At 65.2% G+C, this 20,312-nt stretch carries 18 protein-coding genes; 3 read left to right on the top strand and 15 right to left on the bottom strand.

The window, feature by feature from the left end; all coding sequences use genetic code 11:
- The first annotated feature begins 62 nt into the window (after positions 1–62).
- Positions 63–1,349, top strand: a complete 1,287-nt coding sequence (locus V3596_RS00365; RefSeq protein ID WP_334275596.1) for a patatin-like phospholipase family protein — start codon at positions 63–65, stop codon at positions 1,347–1,349.
- 4 nt (positions 1,350–1,353) lie between these two features.
- Here the strand turns inward: V3596_RS00365 and V3596_RS00360 are convergent, their stop codons facing one another.
- Entirely contained in the window at positions 1,354–1,635 is a 282-nt protein-coding gene (locus V3596_RS00360; protein ID WP_334275595.1) for a ComEA family DNA-binding protein, read from the bottom strand.
- 9 nt (positions 1,636–1,644) lie between these two features.
- Positions 1,645–3,387 carry an ABC transporter transmembrane domain-containing protein gene (locus V3596_RS00355; RefSeq protein ID WP_334275594.1) on the bottom strand — a complete coding sequence of 581 codons (1,743 nt, stop codon included), beginning with the start codon at positions 3,385–3,387 and terminating at the stop codon, positions 1,645–1,647.
- A gap of 132 nt (positions 3,388–3,519) precedes the next feature.
- On the opposite strand from V3596_RS00355, the gene V3596_RS00350 reads away from it, so the two are divergent.
- Positions 3,520–4,632 (top strand): glycosyltransferase, encoded by a 1,113-nt coding sequence (locus tag V3596_RS00350; protein WP_334275593.1) that lies wholly within the window; start codon positions 3,520–3,522, stop codon positions 4,630–4,632.
- Positions 4,633–4,714: 82 nt separating this feature from the next.
- Here the strand turns inward: V3596_RS00350 and V3596_RS00345 are convergent, their stop codons facing one another.
- The 13 genes from V3596_RS00345 to gyrA form a co-directional block, all read right to left on the bottom strand.
- Positions 4,715–5,545: a hypothetical protein gene (locus tag V3596_RS00345; RefSeq protein WP_334275592.1), complete on the bottom strand. Its 831-nt coding sequence runs from the start codon at positions 5,543–5,545 to the stop codon at positions 4,715–4,717.
- Positions 5,542–6,270, bottom strand: a complete 729-nt coding sequence (locus V3596_RS00340; RefSeq protein ID WP_334275591.1) for a glycosyltransferase family 25 protein — start codon at positions 6,268–6,270, stop codon at positions 5,542–5,544. The genes V3596_RS00345 and V3596_RS00340 overlap by 4 nt, the downstream gene beginning before the upstream one ends.
- 22 nt (positions 6,271–6,292) lie before the next feature.
- A complete protein-coding gene (locus tag V3596_RS00335) occupies positions 6,293–7,072 on the bottom strand; it encodes a glycosyltransferase (RefSeq protein WP_334275590.1) in 780 nt (259 codons plus the stop codon).
- The gene (gene lapB / locus V3596_RS00330; RefSeq protein WP_334275589.1) at positions 7,072–8,226 is read right to left on the bottom strand and encodes a lipopolysaccharide assembly protein LapB; all 1,155 of its coding nucleotides are present in this window, start codon (positions 8,224–8,226) and stop codon (positions 7,072–7,074) included. The genes V3596_RS00335 and lapB overlap by 1 nt, the downstream gene beginning before the upstream one ends.
- Positions 8,216–8,512, bottom strand: coding sequence for a LapA family protein (locus V3596_RS00325; RefSeq protein WP_334275588.1), 297 nt, complete (start codon positions 8,510–8,512; stop codon positions 8,216–8,218). Before V3596_RS00325 ends, lapB begins: the two co-directional genes overlap by 11 nt.
- Positions 8,513–8,543: 31 nt before the next feature.
- A complete protein-coding gene (locus V3596_RS00320; protein ID WP_334275587.1) occupies positions 8,544–8,852 on the bottom strand; it encodes an integration host factor subunit beta in 309 nt (102 codons plus the stop codon).
- A gap of 111 nt (positions 8,853–8,963) precedes the next feature.
- Complete coding sequence (gene rpsA / locus V3596_RS00315) at positions 8,964–10,679, bottom strand: 30S ribosomal protein S1 (protein WP_334275586.1); 1,716 nt, start codon at positions 10,677–10,679, stop codon at positions 8,964–8,966.
- 148 nt (positions 10,680–10,827) lie between these two features.
- The gene (locus V3596_RS00310; protein WP_334275585.1) at positions 10,828–12,852 is read right to left on the bottom strand and encodes a bifunctional 3-phosphoshikimate 1-carboxyvinyltransferase/cytidylate kinase; all 2,025 of its coding nucleotides are present in this window, start codon (positions 12,850–12,852) and stop codon (positions 10,828–10,830) included.
- 24 nt (positions 12,853–12,876) lie between these two features.
- On the bottom strand, positions 12,877–13,767 hold the full coding sequence (locus tag V3596_RS00305) for a prephenate dehydrogenase (RefSeq protein WP_334275584.1): 891 nt from the start codon (positions 13,765–13,767) through the stop codon (positions 12,877–12,879).
- Positions 13,768–13,788: 21 nt separating this feature from the next.
- The gene (pheA, locus tag V3596_RS00300; RefSeq protein ID WP_334275583.1) at positions 13,789–14,898 is read right to left on the bottom strand and encodes a prephenate dehydratase; all 1,110 of its coding nucleotides are present in this window, start codon (positions 14,896–14,898) and stop codon (positions 13,789–13,791) included.
- A complete protein-coding gene (gene serC, locus V3596_RS00295; RefSeq protein WP_334275582.1) occupies positions 14,891–16,003 on the bottom strand; it encodes a 3-phosphoserine/phosphohydroxythreonine transaminase in 1,113 nt (370 codons plus the stop codon). The genes pheA and serC overlap by 8 nt, the downstream gene beginning before the upstream one ends.
- Positions 16,004–16,014: 11 nt before the next feature.
- Positions 16,015–16,623, bottom strand: a complete 609-nt coding sequence (locus tag V3596_RS00290; protein WP_334275581.1) for a DUF2059 domain-containing protein — start codon at positions 16,621–16,623, stop codon at positions 16,015–16,017.
- The gene (gene gyrA, locus V3596_RS00285; protein WP_334275580.1) at positions 16,620–19,268 is read right to left on the bottom strand and encodes a DNA gyrase subunit A; all 2,649 of its coding nucleotides are present in this window, start codon (positions 19,266–19,268) and stop codon (positions 16,620–16,622) included. The genes V3596_RS00290 and gyrA overlap by 4 nt, the downstream gene beginning before the upstream one ends.
- Positions 19,269–19,538: 270 nt before the next feature.
- On the opposite strand from gyrA, the gene ompA reads away from it, so the two are divergent.
- Positions 19,539–20,213 (top strand): outer membrane protein OmpA, encoded by a 675-nt coding sequence (ompA, locus tag V3596_RS00280; RefSeq protein ID WP_334275579.1) that lies wholly within the window; start codon positions 19,539–19,541, stop codon positions 20,211–20,213.
- Positions 20,214–20,312 lie beyond the last annotated feature (99 nt).

Genomic DNA, 20,312 nt, shown 5'->3' with positions numbered 1-20,312 from the left:
CGCTCCCTTGCGCGCATTTTCTGGGCGATGATGGCCAGCAAGAGAATGCTGCCGCCCGCCTCATGTCCGACCTGAACAGCGCCGATCGAACCAGCACTGGCCTCGTGCTGACCGGCGGCGGCGCGCGTGCGGCCTACCAGGTGGGCGTGCTGCAGGCACTGGCGCAGTTGCGGCGCGATGCAGGCGTGATCGGAGGCAACCCCTTTCCCATCATCACCGGCACCTCGGCGGGCGCGATCAACGCGGCCACGCTGGCCTGCCAGGCAGACGACTTCGACGCGGCGGTCGACGGCCTCGTCTACATCTGGCAGAACATCCATGTCGACCAGGTCTACCGGGCCGACTCCTTCGGCGTGATACGCACCGGCGCGCGCTGGATGACGATGATGAGCCTGGGCTGGGCGCTGGCGCGCTGGAAGCGCAGCCGGCCCAAGAGCCTGCTGGACAACGAGCCGCTCGGCGAGCTGCTGCGCCGCTGGGTGCGTCTGGAGCGGCTGGACGAGATGCTGGAAACCGGCCACATGGATGCGCTGGCCATCAGCGGCTCCAGCTACAGCTCAGGCCAGCATGTGACCTTCTATCAGACGGCCAAGGAGATCCAGCCCTGGCTGCGCTCGCAGCGCCTGGCCGTGCGGGCCCGGCTGACGATCGAGCACCTGATGGCGTCCTCGGCCATTCCCTTCATCTTCCCGGCGGAGCAGCTCGACCTGGAAGGCCAGCCCGAGTGGTTTGGCGATGGTTCGATGCGCCAGAGTGCGCCGATTTCGCCGGCCATCCACCTTGGTGCCGAGCGCATCCTGGTGATCGGTGCCGGCCGCATGCATGAGCCGCCTGGCCGGCGCGTGCAAGCTGTCGAGGCCCATCCGAGCATGGCTCAGATCGCCGGCCATGCCTTGTCCAACATCTTTCTGGATGCGCTGGCGGTCGATATCGAACGCATGCAACGCATCAACAACACGCTGTCGCTTCTGCCGCCGGAGGCGCGCCGCTCCACGGCCTTGCGGCCGGTCGAGGTGATGGTGATTGCGCCGAGCCGCCGCATCGACGACCTGGCCGCCAAGCATCAGGCGGCCTTGCCGGCCACCATGCGCGGCTTGCTGCGCAGTGTGGGTGTGTCGGGTGAAGGCAAGGCGGCGCACGGCTCGGCGCTGACCAGCTATCTGCTGTTCGAGCCCGATTTCACCGAGGAGCTGATCACGCTCGGTTTCACCGACACGCTGGCGCGCCGCAGCGAGGTGCAGGCCTTCTTCGGCTGGACCGGCGAGCCGCCACCGTTCGACCCGCGCCAGCAAAGGCGCAGCGCCGGCTTCGCGCAGGCGAGGGTGGCCGAGGTCGAGCGAGCGCGCTGAAGCCTCATCCAGGCAAGGCCTGACCCTGGATCCGCAAGCCCTGGTCTGAGAGCTTTTTTGCCTGCTTGGCACCGATGCCGCTGACCCGGCGGCGCAGGTCGGCCCAGCTCTCGAATGCTTTGACAGAGCGCACCTTCAAGAGGCGCTCGGCCAGTTCCGGCCCGACGCCGGACAGCGATTCCAGTTGCGCCTGCGTGGCCTGGTTGAGCTCCAGCAGCCTGTCCTTTGCAAGCGTGGCCGGTGACAGCATGGCCATCACGACCGACCAGAGCAGGCGCCGCCGCATCATTCGGCCCTAGTCGTGCTGGGCCCGCACCATGGCGGCATAGGCGCCGTCAGTGGCCAGCAACTCGGCATGCGAGCCCGATTCCAGCAAGCGGCCGTTGCTCATCACGTGGATGCAATCTGCGGCGCGCACGGTGGACAGGCGGTGCGCGATCAGGATCAGCGTCTTCTTGCCTTGCCATTGCTCCAAAGCCTGCTGCACCGCGCGCTCGCTTTCGGTGTCCAGCGCCGAAGTGGCTTCGTCAAACACCCAGATTGGCGCCTCCTTGTACAGCGCACGGGCAATGGCCAGGCGCTGGCGCTGGCCACCGCTGAGCTTGCTGCCGTTGGCGCCGACCGGCGTCTCGATGCCTTGCGGCAGCGTTTGGACAAAGTCCCACAAGTGGGCGGCGCGCAAGGCTTGCTCCAGGCGTGCTGCATCGCGTGGCTGTGCGTAGGCCACGTTGTCGGCCACCGAGGCATCGAAGAGCACGATGTCCTGCGAGACCACGGCGAACTGGCGGCGCAGGGCGGCGCGCCTGAGGTCCTGGATGTCGTGGCCGTCCAGCAGGATCTGGCCGCTGTCCGGCTGCGCGAAGCCCAGCAGCAGGTGGATCACCGAGCTCTTGCCGGCGCCCGAGGCGCCGACCAGGGCGGTGGTCTGGCCGGGCTTGATCAGCATGCTGAGGCCATCCAGCGCCGGGCGCTCGGCGCCGGGGTATTGCAGCTTCACTTCGCGCAGCGACAGCTCGCCGCGTGCAAGGGCCAGGTCTTGCGTGCCGCGGTCGGGCTCGGCCGGCGTGTCCAGCAGGCTGAAGCAGCCGCGGGCAATCACCAGGGCATTGGTGATGGGCTGGGCCAGGTCGCTCAGGTGGCGCAGCCGCGAGGTCATCAGGAGCAGGGCGGTGACGAAGGCGGCGAACTCCTCGACGCCGGTGTTGGTCTGGCGCGCCTGCAAGAGCGCCAGGCTGACGATGAGGGACAAGCCCACGCTGGCCATCAACTGCGACAGCGGCTGCGTCAGCGCATTGGTGGCCGAGACCTTGAGCGCGCTGCGCTGCACCTTGCGGGCGATGTCGGCGAAACGGCCGCGCTCATAGTCGCCGGCATCGAAGCTGCGCACCACGCGCCAGGCGCGCGTGATGTCGTCCACCTTGTTCACCAGCTCCAGCTGCGCGTCATAGTTGCGCGCACCGATCTGCTGCACGCGCCGGTTCACCCTCTTGACGACGAACGCCATGGCCGGCGTGGTGATCATCGAGAGCAGGGTCAGCTGCCAGTTCAGGTAGAGCAGGTAGCCCAGCATGGCGATGGCGGGCAGGCCGTCGCGCAGCACCGAGACCACGGTGCCGCTCAAGAGGGTCAGGACTTGATTCGGGTCGTTCACCACCTTGGTCACGGCCGCACCGGGCTGCAGGCTCGTATAGGCGCTGGCATCGGCGCGCAGCAATGCGTCCAGCAGCGAGCGGCGCATGTCCATGACGGAGCGCGTCAGCGTCTGGTTGAGCATGTACTGACCAAGGAAGCCGAACAGGCCACGCAGCGCGAACAGGCCGATCAGCACGACAGGCACCCACCAGACCGAGAACGACGAAGCCTGGAAACCCTTGCCGAAAACAGTGCGCAAGAGCTCGGGGATCAGCGGTTCGGTGCAGGCTGCGCCTATGTAGGCCAGCACCGTCCAGAACAGCCCCAGGCGATGCGGCAGCACGTAGCGAAGCACCCGGCGGGCGGTGGACTTCAGGTCGGGCGCGGTGGCGGCTTCAACAGTCATGGGGCCGAATTGTCGCTGCAGTCCGACAGACCGGGCCGCGCCCCCCGTCCAGGGGTGCTTGTGGGCTTGGCCGCCGGCAATTCATTGAGATACTGCGGGCGGCCCGGTCGCAGTGCAGGGTGTCTATCCCCCATGAAGTTTCCATCCTCAGCCCATCCGCGCCGCAAGGTGCTGCATTTCGTCACCGGCGGCTTCTCCGGTGCCACCCAGGTGGCCATAGACCTGGTGGCTGCTGCCCAGGAGAGCCGGGATTTTGAAGCCCTGCTCGTGCTGCGTCGCAAGCGCACCACCGATGACGCGCGTGTGCAGGCACTGCGCGACCAGGGGCTCCATGTGGAGGTTGTGCCCGGCTGGTTTCACTGGCTCTCGATCTGGGCATTGGCGCGGCTGTGTCGTCGCTGGCGGCCCGATGTGGTGATGGCTCATGGCTTTCCGGAGCACCTGATCGGCCGCTGGGCGGCTCGCGCGGCATGGGTGCCTGCCATGGTGCACGTGGAGCACAACTCGCGCGAGCGCTACAGCGCCTTCAAGCTCTGGCAGGCCCGCTGGCTGGCACGGCGCACGGCACGGCTGGTGGGCGTGTCCGAAGGGGTGCGGGAGACCCTCGTCGAGCTGGGCATGCCGGCCGAACGCACGCTGGCCATTCCCAATGGCATCGACCTCAACCGCTTTGCCGGTGCCGAAGCGCGGCCCTATGAAAGCCGCTCGCCGGGCATTGTGATGTCGGCCCGCTTTGCGCGCCAGAAAGACCAGATCACCCTGATCCATGCCCTGGCCCTGTTGAAGAAGAAGCGTGGGCTGGTGCCCAAGCTGCACCTCGCCGGCGCGGGCAAGGCCAGTCTGCGCACCCGTGCCGAGGCCCTGGTGCGCGACCTGGGCCTGGGTTCCCAGGTCTGGTTCATGGGCCACCACGCTGACCTGCCGGAGCTCCTGATGAGCCAGCAGATCTTCGTGTTGTCCACCCACTGGGAAGGCATGCCCCTGGCGCTGGTCGAAGGCATGGCCGCCGGTTGCGCCTGCGTGGCGTCCGACGTGCCTGGTGTGGAGGGTGTTTTCGTGGATGGCAAGAGCGGCCTGCTGGTGCCGGAGAGAGACCCGCAGGCGCTGGCCGATGTGCTGGAGCGCCTGCTGCTCGAGCCGGGCTATGCGGCCGGATTGGCATCTGAGGCCCGCCTGCATGCCATGCGCCATCACGACCGCAAGCTGATGATGCGGCGCTACGAGCAACTGCTGCTGTCGCTCTAGCCTTGTGTTGCGGCCGCGGGGGCCGCTTGCATGATGCCCGATGCCATCGCGCCTTTTTGTGCCGGCGGCTGTCCCGGAGTGTTCAGGTCGAGGTTTCGAGCCAGCGCCGCAGCGGCCGACCCAGGCCGTACTTGAGCTGTTGCCAGCGCGTGCGCGCATGACGCTGCTCGAAGATGCGTTGGAACCACTCAGTCTGCAAGAGCTCGGGCTGGCGTGACTGGATCAGGGAGATGCAACTGGCTTTCATGGCCGCCGCTTCCTGCGCTGCGGTGCGACCGTTGCGGTAGACCTTCTGGCCGCTCGTGACCGGGCGCCGATGGCTGGCCATCACCGCGTCGATGAGCGCGCAGCGCTTGAGGCCGGTGAGCTGCTGCAGCGTGGGCATCAGGTACTTGTCTATGCCCCAGGAAGAAACATTGCCCCGGTACTGCTCGCGGCCGGCCATGAAGAGGCTGCCGCGGTAGAAGGGCATCATCACCTCGATCCAGTCCACCTCACGGAACATCCTGCTCGGCTGGCGCAGCGTCCAGCGATGGGTGTAGACGCTGTCATGGCTGAGCACCGGTGAGCAGATGTCCAGGCCTTCGCATGCAGCCAGATGCAGGACGCGGTTGATGTCGCTGACCGAAATCAGGATGTCATCGTCGATCAGCGACACATAGTCCGGCACTTCGCTGTTGGCGGCCAGGTGGTCGGCGAGCGCCTGGTAGATCTCGCCCTTGCATTCGGTGGCGCCTGACAGCACCAGGCATTGCTGGCCGCGCAGCGTGCGCGGACCTGGGGCCTGGCGGCCGGAGAAGTCGAACAGGACCCAGTCGAAATCGGGCGCTGCATCCAGATGAATCATCTGCCAGGGCTCGCTCTGGCCGTCCCAGGACACCAGCACCAGGCTGCGCGTGCGGACCCAGCTCATCTTGTATACCAATGATTGAGGATCGTGTACGCCATCTTGTGGCGGAACTTGGTCCAGCGTGCAGCGAGACCGCCCTTGGGCTTGTCGCCGATGCTGCTCTCGAAGCTGGTTTCGTCCAGCTCGATGGCCGATGGCTCCACGCCCTGAACCTTCAAGCCGTTCTCCCAGAAATGCCGCAGGTCCACGTCGATGGGGCGGCCGAAGGGCAGGCGGGTGTTCAGGAGCTTGCTGGCACCGGAGCGGCTGATGACGTAGCCGGCGGTGAGACTGGGAATGCGGGCGTAGTCGACCAGTTCGGTGCCAGCGATCAGTGGCGCCTGGCCGCGCAGCTTTTCCTGCTTGCCGGTGGCGGGTCGGCCGAGCAGCTTGATCATGTCCCAGCCCGCCGGCAAGGCGGTGATGGCGTCAACCACGGCGGCGAATCCGGGCTTGAGCTTGACGTCGTCCTCCAGCACCACCAGGGCGGCATGGGGCGAATCAAGCAGCCATTGCCAGGCGCGCAGATGGCTGGCGTAGCAACCCTTCTCACCATTGACCAGGGGCTTGTGGAACAGGCGGGCGTTGAGCTCGGGGGAGTAGTAGCGAGCCTGTTCGGCTGCCGAAAGCGCCGTCCACAAGGTGGCTGGAAATCGCTCGCCTGCCACGCCATGCTGCTGCAACTCGGCCTCCAGCCGGGCGCGGCGCTCGGCGTCGCGATCCAGATTGATGAACAGGACCGGGATCATTCAGTGCGGCGACTCGAAGCCATCACTCGTGCCAGTGATCAGCAATCCAGGGCGCGGGCTTGGCATGGCGCCAGTTGCCGTTGCTGCGGCCAGCCAGGGCGTCGGGCGGGTTCATCACGCCGTGGAAGATCAGGATTCGGGCGTCCTTGGGAATGAAGGGCGCACGCCAGTAGTTGGTCGGCCAGCGCGGTATGCAGTGGTACTTGTAGCTGGCGCACCAGGCGTCGTCCCAGTACCGCAGCATGCCCTTGGCCTGCATCTCGTCGGACAGGTAGGCCTGCTCGTTGCGGAACTTCTGGCGGATGGCGTCGAACTCGGCACGAAACTTGACCAGCACCTCCGGATGGCGGCCCAGCTCGAAGCGGTAGACCGAGGAGTTGCCGGTGATGCGCCAGGGGCGCTTCCAGTCGTGAATGATCAGGAATTCGCCCGGCACGTAGAAGAACTGCGTGATGTCGCCGACGATCACCACGTCAAGGTCCAGGAACAGAGCCGTGCCCTTGAGACCATAGCCCTCGACCAGCTCGGTGCTGAAGGTGGTCAGCTTGGTCCAGCCGCGCTCCGGACTGCCGGCGGGCAGCTCCAGGCTCGGAATGGGGAAGCATTCGACTTCCGGGCGGATGCCTTCGGTGCGGTCGGTCAGGCAGACGAAACGGAACTCGCCGCGCAGGTGGCGGCGCACCATGGCATAGAGCCGGTTCACGTACTCGGGGCCGTACTTCGTGCCCCATTTCATGCACAGGATGACGCGCTCGGGGGCCACGACGGCTGGCGCTTCTTGCTGAGTGATTGGAGTCGTCATCAAAGTTCCTCGACATGGCGAGGCGGGTAGGAATCCCAGGTCAGGCAACCCGGGCACTGCCAGAAATAGTGCTGCGCTTCGAAGCCGCAAGCGGCGCAGCGGTAGCGCTGCAAGGGCCGGCTGGCGCGCTCCAGCGCGCTGCCGACCAGTGCCTGTTCGGCATCGCCTTGCAGCGGGCCGTGCTCCAGCAGCAGCCTGGCGGCCGAGAGCATGGGCTGGTCGCGCAGATGGCGCAAGAGGCGCTCACGCTGGCGGGCCGGGTCGCTGTCGAGCAGGGCGATGGCTTGCAGCAACTGCAGGCTTGGCGCGCGCTGGTAGCGCGCGCTCAAGGTGTCGAGCGCGCGGGCCGCCAGTTCGGGCTGGGCGCTGGCGCGGGCCGCTTCGGCGTAATCCTTGGCCACCAGATTGAAGGCCTCGGCGTTCGAGGCCAGCAGCTCCGCATACGCGGCCATGGCCTGCTCGGGCTGTTCGCGGCGGGCCAGCATCTGGCCGGCTAGCACATGGGCGCGGGCCGCTTGCGGCGCGAGCTTGCGTGCCTCGGCCAGGAGCTTCTGTGCCTCTTCGTCCTGATGGCGGGCCTGGGCTTCAAGAGCCAGCTCGCAGAGGAAGTGCGCGATGCGCGTGGCAAAGGAGCCGGTGCCCATCTGCTCCAGATGGCGCGCCACGTCGGCCGCCTTGCGCCACTCCCGTGAACGCTCGTAGAGCGACAAGAGGGCCAGCTCCGCCTCGGCTTCGAAGCGGCTGCCGGCGAGCGCCCGGAAGGCTTCTTCGGCGCGATCAAACAGGCCCGCCTTCAGGAAGTCTTGTGCCAGCGCATGTTGGGCGCGGTCTCGCTCATGGGTGGGCAGGTCGCCGCGCTGCAGCAGATGCTGATGCACGCGCACCGCGCGCTCGTATTCGCCACGGCGGCGGAACAGATTGCCGAGCGCGAAATGCAGCTCCGACGTGTCGGGGTCCAGCTGCACCGCTTCAATGAAGGCATCGATGGCCTTGTCCTGCTGTTCGTTCAGCAGCAGGTTCAGGCCCTTGAAATAGGCCTTGGGTGCATCGCGCTGTTCGCGCTTCAACTGGCGCGCATCAAGGCGCGAACCCAGCCAGCCCAGCGCGAAGGCGATGGGCATGGCGATCAGCAGCCAGCGCAGGTCAAAGTCCATCGCGGGGCAGAGGGGAGTTGTTCAATGGGTCGCCAGGGGCTTGGGTCTCCGGGGGCAGGTCTTGCCGACGGCGCGCCAGGCGGCGATGCCGCCACCAGGCCGGCACCATGGCGAGCACGCCGAGCGCGCAACCGATGCCGAACACCAGCAGCACCACGATGACCAGCGGCGCATGCCATTCGTGGCCGAAGAACCAGCGCACGGCAACGTCCTGCTGGTTGTTCAGCGCGAAGGCAAAGAGAGCGAAAAAGAGGAAGGCTCTGAGGAGCCAGACGATGAGTCGCATCAGGCGGCGATTCTAGGCGCGGCCGGGGGCTTCAGTCGTCGGCCAATTCGGTCTTGGGCGGCTGGGCGTCCACCGCTTCGCGCAGGGCCTTGCCCGGCTTGAAGTGGGGCACCAGCTTCTCGGGGATCAGCACTTGCTCGCCGCTGCGCGGATTGCGGCCCATGCGGGGCGGGCGGCGGTTGACCTGGAAACTTCCGAAGCCGCGGATCTCGATGCGGTGGCCCCGGGCCAGCGCGTCGGACATCGCGTCCAGGATGGTCTTCACGGCGAACTCGGTGTCGCGCTGCGTCAGCTGGGGAAAGCGGTCAGCCAGGAGAGCGGCGAGGTCGGATCGGGTCATGAATATGTTCTTGTGGTGTTGGCAAAAAAACAGGCTCGCACCCTTATCGAGTGGCGAGCCTGCGGCGGTCACCAGCAGGCAACCCCGGAGGGTTGCCGGTTGGGCGACAGTTTAGCCGTTGTTGTTGTCCAGCTTGGCGCGCAGCAGGGCGCCCAGGCTGGTGGTGCCGGCGTTTTCACGCTCGGACGTGGCCGACAGGCGCTGCATGGCTTCCTGGTTGTCGGCGTTGTCCTTGGCCTTGATCGACAACTGGATGTTGCGGGTCTTGCGGTCCACGTTGATGACGATGGAGGTGACTTCGTCGCCTTCCTTCAGCACGTTGCGGGCATCTTCGACGCGGTCGCGCGAGATTTCCGAAGCACGCAGGTAGCCGATCACGCCTTCAGCCAGTTCGATTTCGGCGCCACGCGCGTCAACCGTCTTGACCTTGCCGGTCACCGAAGCGCCGCGATCGTTGATCGTGGTGTAGGCGGTGAACGGGTCGCTGTCCAGCTGCTTGATGCCCAGCGAGATGCGCTCGCGCTCGACGTCAACGGCCAGCACGATGGCTTCGACTTCCTGGCCCTTCTTGAAGTTGCGCACTGCAGCTTCGCCAGTCTCTTCCCACGACAGGTCGGACAGGTGCACCAAGCCGTCAATGCCTTGAGCCAGGCCAACGAACACGCCGAAGTCGGTGATCGACTTGACCGGGCCCTTGACCTTGTCGCCGCGCTTGACGTTCTCGGCGAACTCTTCCCACGGGTTGGCCTTGCACTGCTTCATGCCCAGGGAGATGCGACGCTTGTCTTCGTCGATTTCCAGGACCATGACTTCGACTTCGTCGCCCAGGGAGACGATCTTCGAAGGTGCGATGTTCTTGTTGGTCCAGTCCATTTCGGACACGTGCACCAGACCTTCGATGCCCGGCTCGATTTCAACGAACGCGCCGTAGTCGGCGATGTTCGTGACCTTGCCGAACAGGCGGGTGCTGGTCGGGTAGCGGCGAGCAACGCCGAACCACGGGTCGTCGCCCAGCTGCTTCAGGCCCAGCGAGACGCGATTCTTCTCAGCGTCGAACTTCAGGACCTTGGCGGTCAGTTCCTGACCAACCGTCACGACTTCCGACGGGTGGCGGACACGGCGCCAGGCCATGTCGGTGATGTGCAGCAGGCCGTCGATGCCGCCCAGGTCAACGAAGGCACCGTATTCGGTGATGTTCTTGACCACGCCGTTGACGATGGCGCCTTCGGACAGCGTCTCGAGCAGCTTGGCGCGTTCTTCGCCCATCGAAGCTTCGACCACAGCGCGGCGCGACAACACGACGTTGTTGCGCTTGCGGTCCAGCTTGATGACCTTGAATTCCATGGTCTTGCCTTCGTACGGGCTCATGTCCTTGACTGGACGTGTGTCCAGCAGGGAACCCGGCAGGAAGGCGCGGATGCCGTTCACGAGGACGGTCAGACCGCCCTTAACCTTGCCCGACACGGTACCGGTCACGAAGTCGCCCGACTCCAGTGCGGTTTCCAGCGACAGCCACGAGGCCAGACGCTTGGCCTTGTCGCGCGACAGGATGGTGTCGCCGTAGCCGTTTTCGATGGCGTCAATGGCCACCGACACGAAGTCGCCGACGTTGACTTCGAGCTCGCCCTGATCGTTCTTGAACTCTTCGATAGGCACATACGCTTCGGACTTCAGGCCGGCGTTGACCACAACGAAGTTGTGCTCGACACGGACGACTTCGGCCGAGATGACCTCGCCGGAACGCATGTCAGACTTTTGCAGCGATTCCTCGAAGAGGGCTGCGAACGATTCCATGCCGGAGGCTTGGGCGGTTTGGGTTTGGGACATTGTGTTTCCTGTGCCGGCTGACAAGGCGTTTGACGGACGGCGTTGCAAGACGAGCTTGCGGGGTTAGGTTGATGAGTTCGCCGCCCTCGGTGAACTGACGTTCGAGAGGAAGGGCGGCGGGCCCGGTCTGGCCTTGCGGCCGGGTCGTTCAATGGCTCAACGCTGAACCCTTGAACGGCCTTGCTTCAGCCCACCAGCTGAGCACCAGATCCCTTGATTCCTCAATGGTCTGGGCCGAGTTGTCGAGCCTCCGCGCGTCTGCGGCGGCCTGGAGCGGTGATGCTGTGCGACCTTTGTCGCGAGCATCCCTGGCTTCCAGGTCTTCACGCAAGCCCGCGATATTAGCCGGAATTCCCTTGGAAATCAATTGCTTATGCCTTCTCTCGGCCCGCGTGGCAGCGCTGGCGGTGAGAAAGACCTTCAGGGGAGCATCCGGAAAGACCATCGATCCCATGTCCCGCCCATCGGCCACCAGGCCCGGCAGGCAGCGGAAGTCGAGTTGCAGCTGGTTGAGCGCAGCCCGCACCGGTGCGTGGGCTGCCACCTGGGAGGCGGCCAGGCCCGAGGCTTCTTCGCGCAGGGCGTCGGTGATGTCTTCATCGCCCAGCCAGACCCGGCCCTTGGCGAAGTGCAGGTCCAATTTTGCGGCGATGGCAGCCACGGCCTCGGCTTCGTCCAGTTCGACGCCGGCGCGGCGGGCCGCCAGGCCAGTGGCGCGGTACAGCGCACCGGAATCCAGCACGATGTAGCCCAGCTCGTGGGCCACCACGTCAGCCAGCGTGCCCTTGCCGGAGGCCGTGGGGCCGTCAATCGTGATCACCGGGATGTCTTCCGGCCGGGCCGAGACGACTTCGAACAGGGTCTCGAAATAGTCCGGAAAGGTCTTGGCCACGCACTGGGGCTCGAGGATGCGCACCGGCACCGGGCTTGCCGTCACCAGGCCATTGAAGGCAGCCAGAGAGAAGCACATGGCGACCCGGTGGTCGTCATAGGTGTGGATGGCTGCCGGCTGCCAGTCGCGCAGCGGGTGCACGCGCAGCCAGTCGGGGCCTTCCTCGACCTGCGCGCCGAGCTTGCGCAGCTCGGTGGCCATGGCGACGATGCGGTCGGTCTCCTTGACGCGCCAGCTGGCGATATTGCGCAATGTGGACGGGCCGTCGGCATAGAGCGCCATCACGGCAAGCGTCATGGCTGCGTCCGGTATGTGGTTGCAATCCAGGTCCAGTGCCCTGAGTGGCCAGGCGCCGCGCTTGACCTCGACGGCATTGGCCTCGGCACGCACCACGGCACCCATGGCTTCGGCGGCTTCAACGAAGCGCACGTCGCCCTGCAAGGACGCGCTGCCCACGCCCTCGATGCGGATCGGTTGACCTGTTGCAGCGATGGCACCCAAGGCCACGAAGTAGGACGCAGACGAGGCATCACCCTCGACGTGGATCTCGCCCGGCGAACGGTAGCGGCTGCCGGCCGGAATCGTGAAGCGCTGCCAGCCCTCGCGCTTGACCTCGATGCCGAAGCGCTTGAGCAGCTCCAGCGTGATGTGAATATAGGGCTTGGAGATCAGCTCGCCAACCACGTCGATGTGGATGTCTTGCTCCGCCACCAACGGCAACGCCAGCAGCAAGGCCGTGAGGAACTGGCTCGACACATCGCCGCGCACGCGCACCGGCTCGCTGAGCTTCAGCTCTGACGGGCCGCTCAGCCGCAGCGGCGGATAGCCTTCATTGCCCAGGCAGGCCACTTCGCAACCCAGGCCGCGCAAGGCATCGACCAGATCGCCGATGGGACGCTCGTGCATACGCGCCACGCCAGAGAGTTCAAATTCGCCGCCCTGTGTTGCCGCCAGCAAGGCCAGCGCCGCCGTAAGCGGGCGCATTGCCGTGCCGGCATTGCCGAGAAAGAGCTTGGCGGCATTCGTCTGCAGCTTCGCGCCGATGCCGGTGACCTTCAGGGGGCCGCCTTCGACTTGCTCCAGCACACAGCCAAGCTGCTTCAAGGAAGCCAGCATCACGGCGGTGTCGTCGGAATCGAGCAGGTCGTGCACCAGGGTCTGGCCTTCGGAGAGGCCGGCCAGCAGCAGCACGCGGTTGGAAATGCTCTTGGAGCCCGGCAGGCGCACCGTGCCTGCTGCGGCGCGCAGCGGCGGCAGGTCGAGGAAAGGAATCTTGAACATGAACGGGAAACAGGAAAGAGGGGGCTATTTCTGCTGCGAGCGAGGCACGGTCAGCTGACCCATCTGCCATTGGCTGCGGTCTTCCGAGACCAGGCGGATCTGCTCTTCCAGGCTGCTGGCATTGCCGCTGACCATGAGCATCTCGAGCCGATCGAGGGCCTTGCGGAAGGCGCGCGACTGCTTCAGCACCTCGGCCCTGTTGGCCATGAGGATGTCGCGCCATACGGCGGGCTCGCTGGCGGCGATGCGGGTGAAGTCGCGAAAGCCGGGCCCGGCGAGGCTCAGGAAGTCGCGACCGGCGGGTTGCCTGGCGACCGAAAGATAGTAGGCAAAGGCCAGCAGATGCGGCAGATGGCTGACGGCGGCAAAGGCCGCGTCGTGGTTCTCCGGCGTCATCTTGAGCACCTGAGTGCCCATGGCCGACCAGGCATCCGTTGCGCGCTGCACCAGTGCTGGCAGCGTCTCCGGCAGCGGCGTCAGGATGACCTGCCGGCCCTGGTAAAGGGTCGCGTCGGCATTCTGGATGCCACCGGATTCCTTGCCCGCAATCGGATGCGCGGGCACGAAGCAATTGATCTTTTCGCCCAGCACGCGGCGTGCGGCCTCCACGACATCGGACTTGGTCGAGCCCACATCCATGAAAAGCGTGTTCGGCGTGACCAGATGGCGGATTGCCTTCAGTGTCGGCTCGGTGGCCGAGACGGGCACCGAGATCAGGACGATGTCCGAGCCCGAAACAGCGAGCAGGGCTGACTCCGCCGCCACGTCGATCACGCCCATCTTCTTGGCGGTTTCGGTGGTGGAGGGCGACTTGCTGTAGCCAACGACGCGCTTGACCAGGCCGGCTTTCTTCAGCGCCAGTGCGAAGGAGCCGCCCATCAAACCGCAACCGATGACGCCGAGCTGGGTGAACATTGCTTTGCTGCCTCGCTGAACTCAGTGCACGTCCAGAGGATACGTGCCTAAGAGCTTGAAATAGGCACAGACGGCACGTAACTCACGTAAGGCCTGGGCCATGTTCGGCTGCTCGGGGTGACCTTGCAGGTCGATGTAGAAGTAGTACTCCCACTGGCCGGAGCGAGCCGGGCGCGATTCGAAGCGCGACATCGAGACGCCATGCGCCTTCAACGGGACCAGCATGTCGTGCACCGCGCCGGGCTTGTTCGTCACCGAGACGACGAGGCTAGTGCAATCGTGGCCCGAGGCCTTAGGTGCCGGGTGGCGGTCCGGGTGCGTGACGATGGCGAAACGGGTTCGGTTGTGCGCGTCGTCCTGGATGGCGGGCGCCACGATGTGAAGGCCGTATTCGCTGCCGGCGCGTTCGCTCGCCACGGCGGCCAGGCGCTTGTCCAGCGCTGCCAGGCGTGCGCCTTCTGCATTGCTGGAGACCGGCCGGCGCTCTGCGTGCGGCAGGTGCGTGGACAACCAGCCATGACATTGCGCCAAGGCCTGAGGATGAGCGCAGACCGCCTGGATGTCTTCCAGCGAGTTCTCGCGGCGCAGCAGGTTGTGGCGCACGAACAGACTGGTTTCGCCGATGATGAACAGCGGCGTGGTCAGGAACAGGTCCAGCGAACGGGCGACGACGCCTTCGGTCGAGTTCTCGACCGGCACGACGCCAAAGTCAGCCGCACCGGCCGTGGTGGTGCGGAACACTTCGTCGATGCTGGTGCAAGGCACTTGCACGATGGAGGTGCCGAAGAAACCGAGCGCCGCCTGCTCCGAGAAGGTCCCGGCCGGGCCGAGATAGGCCACGCGCGTGGGCGTTTCGAGCGACCGGCAGGCCGACATGATTTCGCGCCAGATCGGAGCCACCGACTCGCCGCGCAGCGGACCGGGGTTGTGGGCCTTGAGCCCGTCGATCACCTGCGCTTCGCGCTCGGGCCGGAACACCACCGAGCCTTCTTTCTTCTTCAACTCGCCGACTTCCTGCGCCAGCGCGGCACGCTTGTTGACGAGGTCCAGCAGTTCGCGGTCGACCGCGTCGATCTTGTGCCGCAGCGCCAGCAGCGCCGGGTCGGGTGTGGCGGGTGCGCCCTCAGCCATTTTGAGCCTCAAAGTCTTTCAGGTAGGTGCAAAGCGCCTGCACGCCTTCCAGCGGCAGGGCGTTGTAGATCGATGCACGCATGCCTCCCACCGACTTGTGGCCTTTGAGTTGCAGCAATCCGCGCGCCTTCGCTCCGGTGAGGAAGGCGTCGTTCAATCGCTCGTCGCGAAGATAGAACGGAACATTCATGCGCGAGCGGCAGTTCGCCGCGACGCGGTTTTCATAGAACTGGGACGAGTCCAGCGCTGCATAGAGCAGGGCGGCCTTGTCGATGTTGCGTTGCTCGATGGCGGCCAGGCCGCTCTTGCCGGCGTACTCGAACTTCTTCAGCCACTGGAAGACCAGGCCCGCGATATAGATCGAGTAGGTGGGCGGCGTGTTGAACATCGAATCCGCGTCGGCCACGATCTTGTAGTCGAAGGCCGAGGGGCAGCTTGGCAGCGCATGACCCAGGAGGTCTTCGCGCACGACCACGATGGTCAGGCCGGCCGGGCCGATGTTCTTCTGCGCGCCGCCAAATGCGAGACCGACGCGCGACCAGTCGACCGGGCGCGACAGCACATGCGAAGAGAAGTCGATCACCAGCGGCGCTGCGCTGCCCAGAGCCTTCAGGTCGGGCAGCTCATGGAATTCGACGCCGTCGATCGTTTCATTGCTGCAGACGTGCACATAGCTCGCGCCATCGCGCAACTGCCAGCTCGAAGCTGGCGGCAGGCTGCGGTGCCTGTCGGCCAGGTTGCTGGCGGCCACGTGCACGTCGGCATAGCGCTTGGCCTCATTCGTGCTCTTGGTGGACCAGGAGCCGGTGATGACCGCGTCGACCTTGCCCCCTCGGCTCAGGTTCAGCGGCACGATGGCGTTTTCGCCCAGGCCACCGCCCTGCATGAAGAGGATGCGGAAATTGGCCGGCACCTGCAGCAGTTCGCGCAGGTCGCCGACCGCTTGCTCGTAGATCGAAATGAACTCGCGCCCGCGGTGGCTCATCTCCATCACGCCCATGCCCGAGCCTTGCCAGTCCAGCATCTCGTCGGCCGCCTGCTGCAGCACTTCTTCGGGCAGGGTGGCAGGGCCGGCGGAGAAATTGAACGGGCGGGGCTGGCTCATCGTTGGCTGAATTACTTCTTGGCTGGGGGCTTGCTGGCGGCGGGCGTGCCCGAGCTGGATGGTGGCGTCAGGCCCAGGTGCTTGACGATGCCCCCGCGCAGCGTGTTGAGTCGGGCGTCCAGCGCCGGGCCCAGGTCCTGCATCACCTTGCCTTGCAGGGCTCGGCCCATTTCTGGACTGACGGAGTCGAACTTCTTGGCCACCGGAGACTCCAGCCAGGCCAAGATCTGGCGCAGCTCGTCTTCGCTGAAGCGGGCATCCAGGATCGGACTGACCACCTCGGGCGCCAGCTTCAAGATGCGCTCCTTGATCATGCGAGTCGCTTCCTCGCCGAACTTGTTGACGTCGTTTTCAATGGCCTTGGCCGCGGCTTCCCGCTTCTCGGCTGGTACCTGCTGCATCGCGATGCGCACTTCCTGCGCCATCGGGCCGAGGGGTGCGCCAGCCAGGTTGCGGGCCATGCCTTCGGCGTTGGCGGTCTGAATGGTCAACAGTCGGGTGATCAGCTCCTTCTTGGCCGGCGAGATCTGCGGCGCCGAAGCGGCCGTCTGCGCCTGCGCCAAGACGGCACAGGAGGCGAGGGCCAGCGCGGCCAGCTTGTTCTTGGTGATCACGTTCATTCCTTGGTGGAGTTGTCGTCGCCGGCCTGGTCGCCTTGCTCAAGGTCGCCGCCTTCGGCCTCATTGCTCTGCTCGTTCGCGTCGTTCTCGACGATGCGCTGCAGGCCCGACAGCTTCGCGCCATCGTCCAGCGCGATCAGGGTCACGCCTTGCGTGGCACGGCCCAGCTCGCGGATCTCGGAGACGCGGGTGCGCACCAGCACGCCCTTGTCGGTGATCAGCATGATTTCGTCATCAGGGTGCACCAGCGTGGCGGCCACCACGCGGCCATTGCGCTCGCTCTGCTGGATAGCGATCATGCCCTTGGTGCCGCGGCCGTGGCGGGTGTATTCGGTGATGGCGGTGCGCTTGCCGTAGCCATTCTCGGTGGCGGTGAGCACGCTCTGGTTTTCGTCTTCCGCCACCAGCATCGCGATCAGGCGCTGATCGGGTTCCAGCATCATGCCGCGCACACCGCGGGCGGTGCGGCCCATCGGGCGAACATCGTCTTCGTCAAAGCGCACGGCCTTGCCGCCGTCGCTGAACAGCATCACGTCGTGCTTGCCGTCGGTCAGCGCCGCACCGATCAGGTGGTCGCCTTCATCCAGGTCCACCGAAATGATGCCGGCCTTGCGCGGGTTGCTGAAGTCCTTCAAGGAGGTCTTCTTGACCGTACCCATGGCGGTGGCCATGAAGATGAAGTGATCTTCAGGGAAGCTGCGGAACTCGCCGGTGAGCGGCAGCACGACGGTGATCTTTTCTTCCTGCTGCAGTGGGAACATGTTGACGATGGGCTTGCCGCGCGAATTGCGCGAACCCTGCGGCACTTCCCAGACCTTCAGCCAGTAGACGCGGCCGCGGTTGGAGAAGCACAGGATCCAGTCGTGCGTGTTGGCGATGAAGAGCTGATCGACCCAGTCGTCTTCCTTGGTCTGCGTGGCCTGCTTGCCGCGGCCACCGCGCTTCTGGGCGCGGTACTCGCTCAGTGCCTGGCTCTTGATGTAGCCAGTGTGCGAGAGCGTCACGACCATGTCGGTGGGCGTGATCAGGTCTTCGGTGCCAAGCTCCTGCGCGTTGTGCTCGATCACGCTGCGGCGGGCGCCGAGCTTGGTCTGGCCGAACTCGAGCTTCACCTGCACCAGCTCTTCGCTGATGATGGTGGTGACGCGGGCCGGCGTGGCCAGGATGTCCAGCAGATCGGCGATCTGCGACATCACTTCCTTGTACTCGGCGACGATCTTGTCCTGCTCCAGGCCGGTCAGGCGCTGCAGGCGCATCTGCAGGATTTCGCTGGCCTGGTCGTCCGACAGGCGGTAGAGGCCGTCGTCCTGCATGCCATAGGCGGCGGGCAAGCCCTCCGGGCGGTAGGCCGAGCTGCCACCTTCGGCGCGGCTGAGCATTTCGCGCACCAGCGACGAATCCCAGCTCTTGCTCATCAGGGCGGCCTTGGCCACGGGCGGCGTCGGCGAAGTCTTGATCGTCTCGATGAACTCGTCGATATTGGCCAGCGCGACGGCCAGGCCTTCCAGCACATGGCCGCGCTCGCGGGCCTTGCGCAGCTCGAAAATCGTGCGGCGCGTGACCACTTCGCGGCGGTGTTCTAGGAAGACCGTGATCAGGTCCTTCAGGTTGCACAGCTTGGGCTGACCGTCGATCAGCGCCACCATGTTCATGCCGAAGCTGTCTTGCAGCTGGGTCTGCTTGTAGAGGTTGTTCAAGACAACCTCGGGCACTTCGCCGCGCTTCAACTCGATGACGACGCGCATGCCGGACTTGTCCGACTCGTCCTGGATGTGGCTGATACCCTCGATCTTCTTCTCGTGAACCAGCTCGGCAATGCGCTCCAGCAGCGTCTTCTTGTTGACCTGATACGGGATCTCGTCAACGATGATGGCCTGTCGCGCGCCCTTGTCGATGTCCTCGAAGTGCACCTTGGCGCGCATCACTACCTTGCCGCGGCCGGTGCGGTAACCATCGCGCACGCCATTGATGCCGTAGATGATGCCGGCAGTCGGGAAGTCGGGTGCCGGGATGATTTCCATCAGCTCGTCGATCGAGCAATCCGGGTTCTTCAGCGAGTGCAGGCAGGCATCGACAACCTCGTTCAGGTTGTGCGGCGGGATATTGGTGGCCATGCCCACGGCAATACCCGATGAGCCATTGACCAGCAGATTCGGCAGTCGCGTCGGCAGGACCAGCGGTTCCTTGTGGCTGCCGTCGTAGTTGGGGCCGAAGTCGACGGTTTCCTTGTCGATATCGGCCAGCAATTCGTGGGCAATCTTGTCGAGGCGGATTTCGGTGTATCGCATCGCCGCGGCGTTATCGCCGTCGATGGAACCGAAATTGCCCTGGCCGTCGATCAGCATGTGGCGCAGGCTGAATGGCTGCGCCATGCGCACGATGGTGTCGTAAATCGCCGAGTCGCCGTGCGGGTGGTATTTACCCATGGTCTCACCGACCGCCTGTGCCGACTTGCGGTACTTGGCGTTGTAGGTGTTGCCCATCTCGTTCATTGCGAACAGCACGCGCCTGTGAACCGGCTTCAGGCCGTCACGGGCATCGGGCAGTGCCCGTCCCACGATCACGCTCATGGCGTAGTCGAGGTACGAGCGGCGCATCTCCTCTTCGAGGCTGATGGGCAGTGTTTCCTTGGCGAACTGGGTCATGCGCTGGGCGCGGCTCGCACCTTCGCAGGTGGGCCGAGATGCTATGGATTCGGAAGCGTTTATTCTATTCGCGTGACGCTGTAGTACCTGCGCAACATTGGTGCAGTACCGCCCTGCAGCAGGGCGCCACAATGCGGACGGTCAAGTGCCCTATGGCACAATCGTTTGATCCCTGGGAGAAACCCGCATGTTCGGTTTTCTTCTTAGGTTTCAATCCCCGTGTATGGGCGTTCTCGCAGGGCAACTGCGGCATTCCTTGAGAGGAGAATCATGAAGAAATTGAATCGCGTGGCGTCGCTGTTCGCAGTCGCTCTTGTCGCCAGCTCCGGTGCATTCGCTCAAGCCTCGGCACCGCAGGTGATCGATAACTGGCGCGCCACCGACGGCTCCGTCTGGAAGAACGGCACCAACGAACACTGCTGGCGCAATGGTTTCTGGACGCCTGCCACCGCCGCCAAGGATTGCGACGGCGCTGTGAAGCCCAAGCCAGTGGCCGCACCGGCACCTGCACCGGCTCCTGCCCCCGCACCGGCTCCCGCTCCTGCCCCCGCTCCGAAGGCCGCTCCTGTTGCCCCGCCGGCACCGGTCAGCGAAAAGGTCACCTTCGCGGCTGACGCTTTCTTCGACTTCGACAAGGCTGTCCTGAAGCCCGAAGCCAAGGCCAAGCTGGAAGACCTGGTCAGCAAGACCAAGGGCATCAACCTCGAAGTGATCATCGCCGTCGGCCACACCGACAGCGTTGGCAGCGACGAGTACAACCAGAAGCTGTCGGTGCGTCGTTCGGAAGCCGTCAAGGCATTCCTGACGGGCCTGGGCGTCGAGAAGAACCGCGTCTACACCGAAGGCAAGGGCGAGAAGCAGCCTGTGGCCGACAACAAGACCACCGAAGGCCGCGCCAAGAACCGCCGCGTCGAAATCGAAGTGGTTGGCACGCGCAACCGCTAAGCAAGAGACTGCATCACCTCAAGGTGGTGCATCGATCTCCCAAGAACCCCGCTCCGGCGGGGTTTTTTATTGCCCATTCGCTATACGATTGCGCCCGCC

This window comes from Roseateles microcysteis, from assembly GCF_036880965.1.
Classification (GTDB): domain Bacteria; phylum Pseudomonadota; class Gammaproteobacteria; order Burkholderiales; family Burkholderiaceae_C; genus JAUASW01.
Note: the sequence above shows the minus strand (reverse complement) of the source record. Positions and strands in the feature narration are given on the sequence as shown.

Excerpts from the sequence above, each read along its gene's own strand:
- gyrA (WP_334275580.1), bottom strand. The coding sequence starts at position 19,268 with ATGACCCAGTTCGCCAAGGAAACACTGCCCATCAGCCTCGAAGAGGAG.
- lapB (WP_334275589.1), bottom strand. The coding sequence starts at position 8,226 with ATGGACTTTGACCTGCGCTGGCTGCTGATCGCCATGCCCATCGCCTTC.
- serC (WP_334275582.1), bottom strand. The coding sequence starts at position 16,003 with ATGAGCCAGCCCCGCCCGTTCAATTTCTCCGCCGGCCCTGCCACCCTG.
- rpsA (WP_334275586.1), bottom strand. The coding sequence starts at position 10,679 with ATGTCCCAAACCCAAACCGCCCAAGCCTCCGGCATGGAATCGTTCGCA.
- pheA (WP_334275583.1), bottom strand. The coding sequence starts at position 14,898 with ATGGCTGAGGGCGCACCCGCCACACCCGACCCGGCGCTGCTGGCGCTG.
- V3596_RS00320 (WP_334275587.1), bottom strand. The coding sequence starts at position 8,852 with ATGACCCGATCCGACCTCGCCGCTCTCCTGGCTGACCGCTTTCCCCAG.
- V3596_RS00305 (WP_334275584.1), bottom strand. The coding sequence starts at position 13,767 with ATGTTCACCCAGCTCGGCGTCATCGGTTGCGGTTTGATGGGCGGCTCC.
- V3596_RS00340 (WP_334275591.1), bottom strand. The coding sequence starts at position 6,270 with ATGATCCCGGTCCTGTTCATCAATCTGGATCGCGACGCCGAGCGCCGC.
- V3596_RS00335 (WP_334275590.1), bottom strand. The coding sequence starts at position 7,072 with ATGACGACTCCAATCACTCAGCAAGAAGCGCCAGCCGTCGTGGCCCCC.
- V3596_RS00355 (WP_334275594.1), bottom strand. The coding sequence starts at position 3,387 with ATGACTGTTGAAGCCGCCACCGCGCCCGACCTGAAGTCCACCGCCCGC.
- ompA (WP_334275579.1), top strand. The coding sequence starts at position 19,539 with ATGAAGAAATTGAATCGCGTGGCGTCGCTGTTCGCAGTCGCTCTTGTC.
- V3596_RS00350 (WP_334275593.1), top strand. The coding sequence starts at position 3,520 with ATGAAGTTTCCATCCTCAGCCCATCCGCGCCGCAAGGTGCTGCATTTC.
- V3596_RS00345 (WP_334275592.1), bottom strand. The coding sequence starts at position 5,545 with ATGAGCTGGGTCCGCACGCGCAGCCTGGTGCTGGTGTCCTGGGACGGC.
- V3596_RS00365 (WP_334275596.1), top strand. The coding sequence starts at position 63 with ATGTCCGACCTGAACAGCGCCGATCGAACCAGCACTGGCCTCGTGCTG.
- V3596_RS00310 (WP_334275585.1), bottom strand. The coding sequence starts at position 12,852 with ATGTTCAAGATTCCTTTCCTCGACCTGCCGCCGCTGCGCGCCGCAGCA.
- V3596_RS00290 (WP_334275581.1), bottom strand. The coding sequence starts at position 16,623 with ATGAACGTGATCACCAAGAACAAGCTGGCCGCGCTGGCCCTCGCCTCC.
- V3596_RS00325 (WP_334275588.1), bottom strand. The coding sequence starts at position 8,512 with ATGCGACTCATCGTCTGGCTCCTCAGAGCCTTCCTCTTTTTCGCTCTC.
- V3596_RS00360 (WP_334275595.1), bottom strand. The coding sequence starts at position 1,635 with ATGCGGCGGCGCCTGCTCTGGTCGGTCGTGATGGCCATGCTGTCACCG.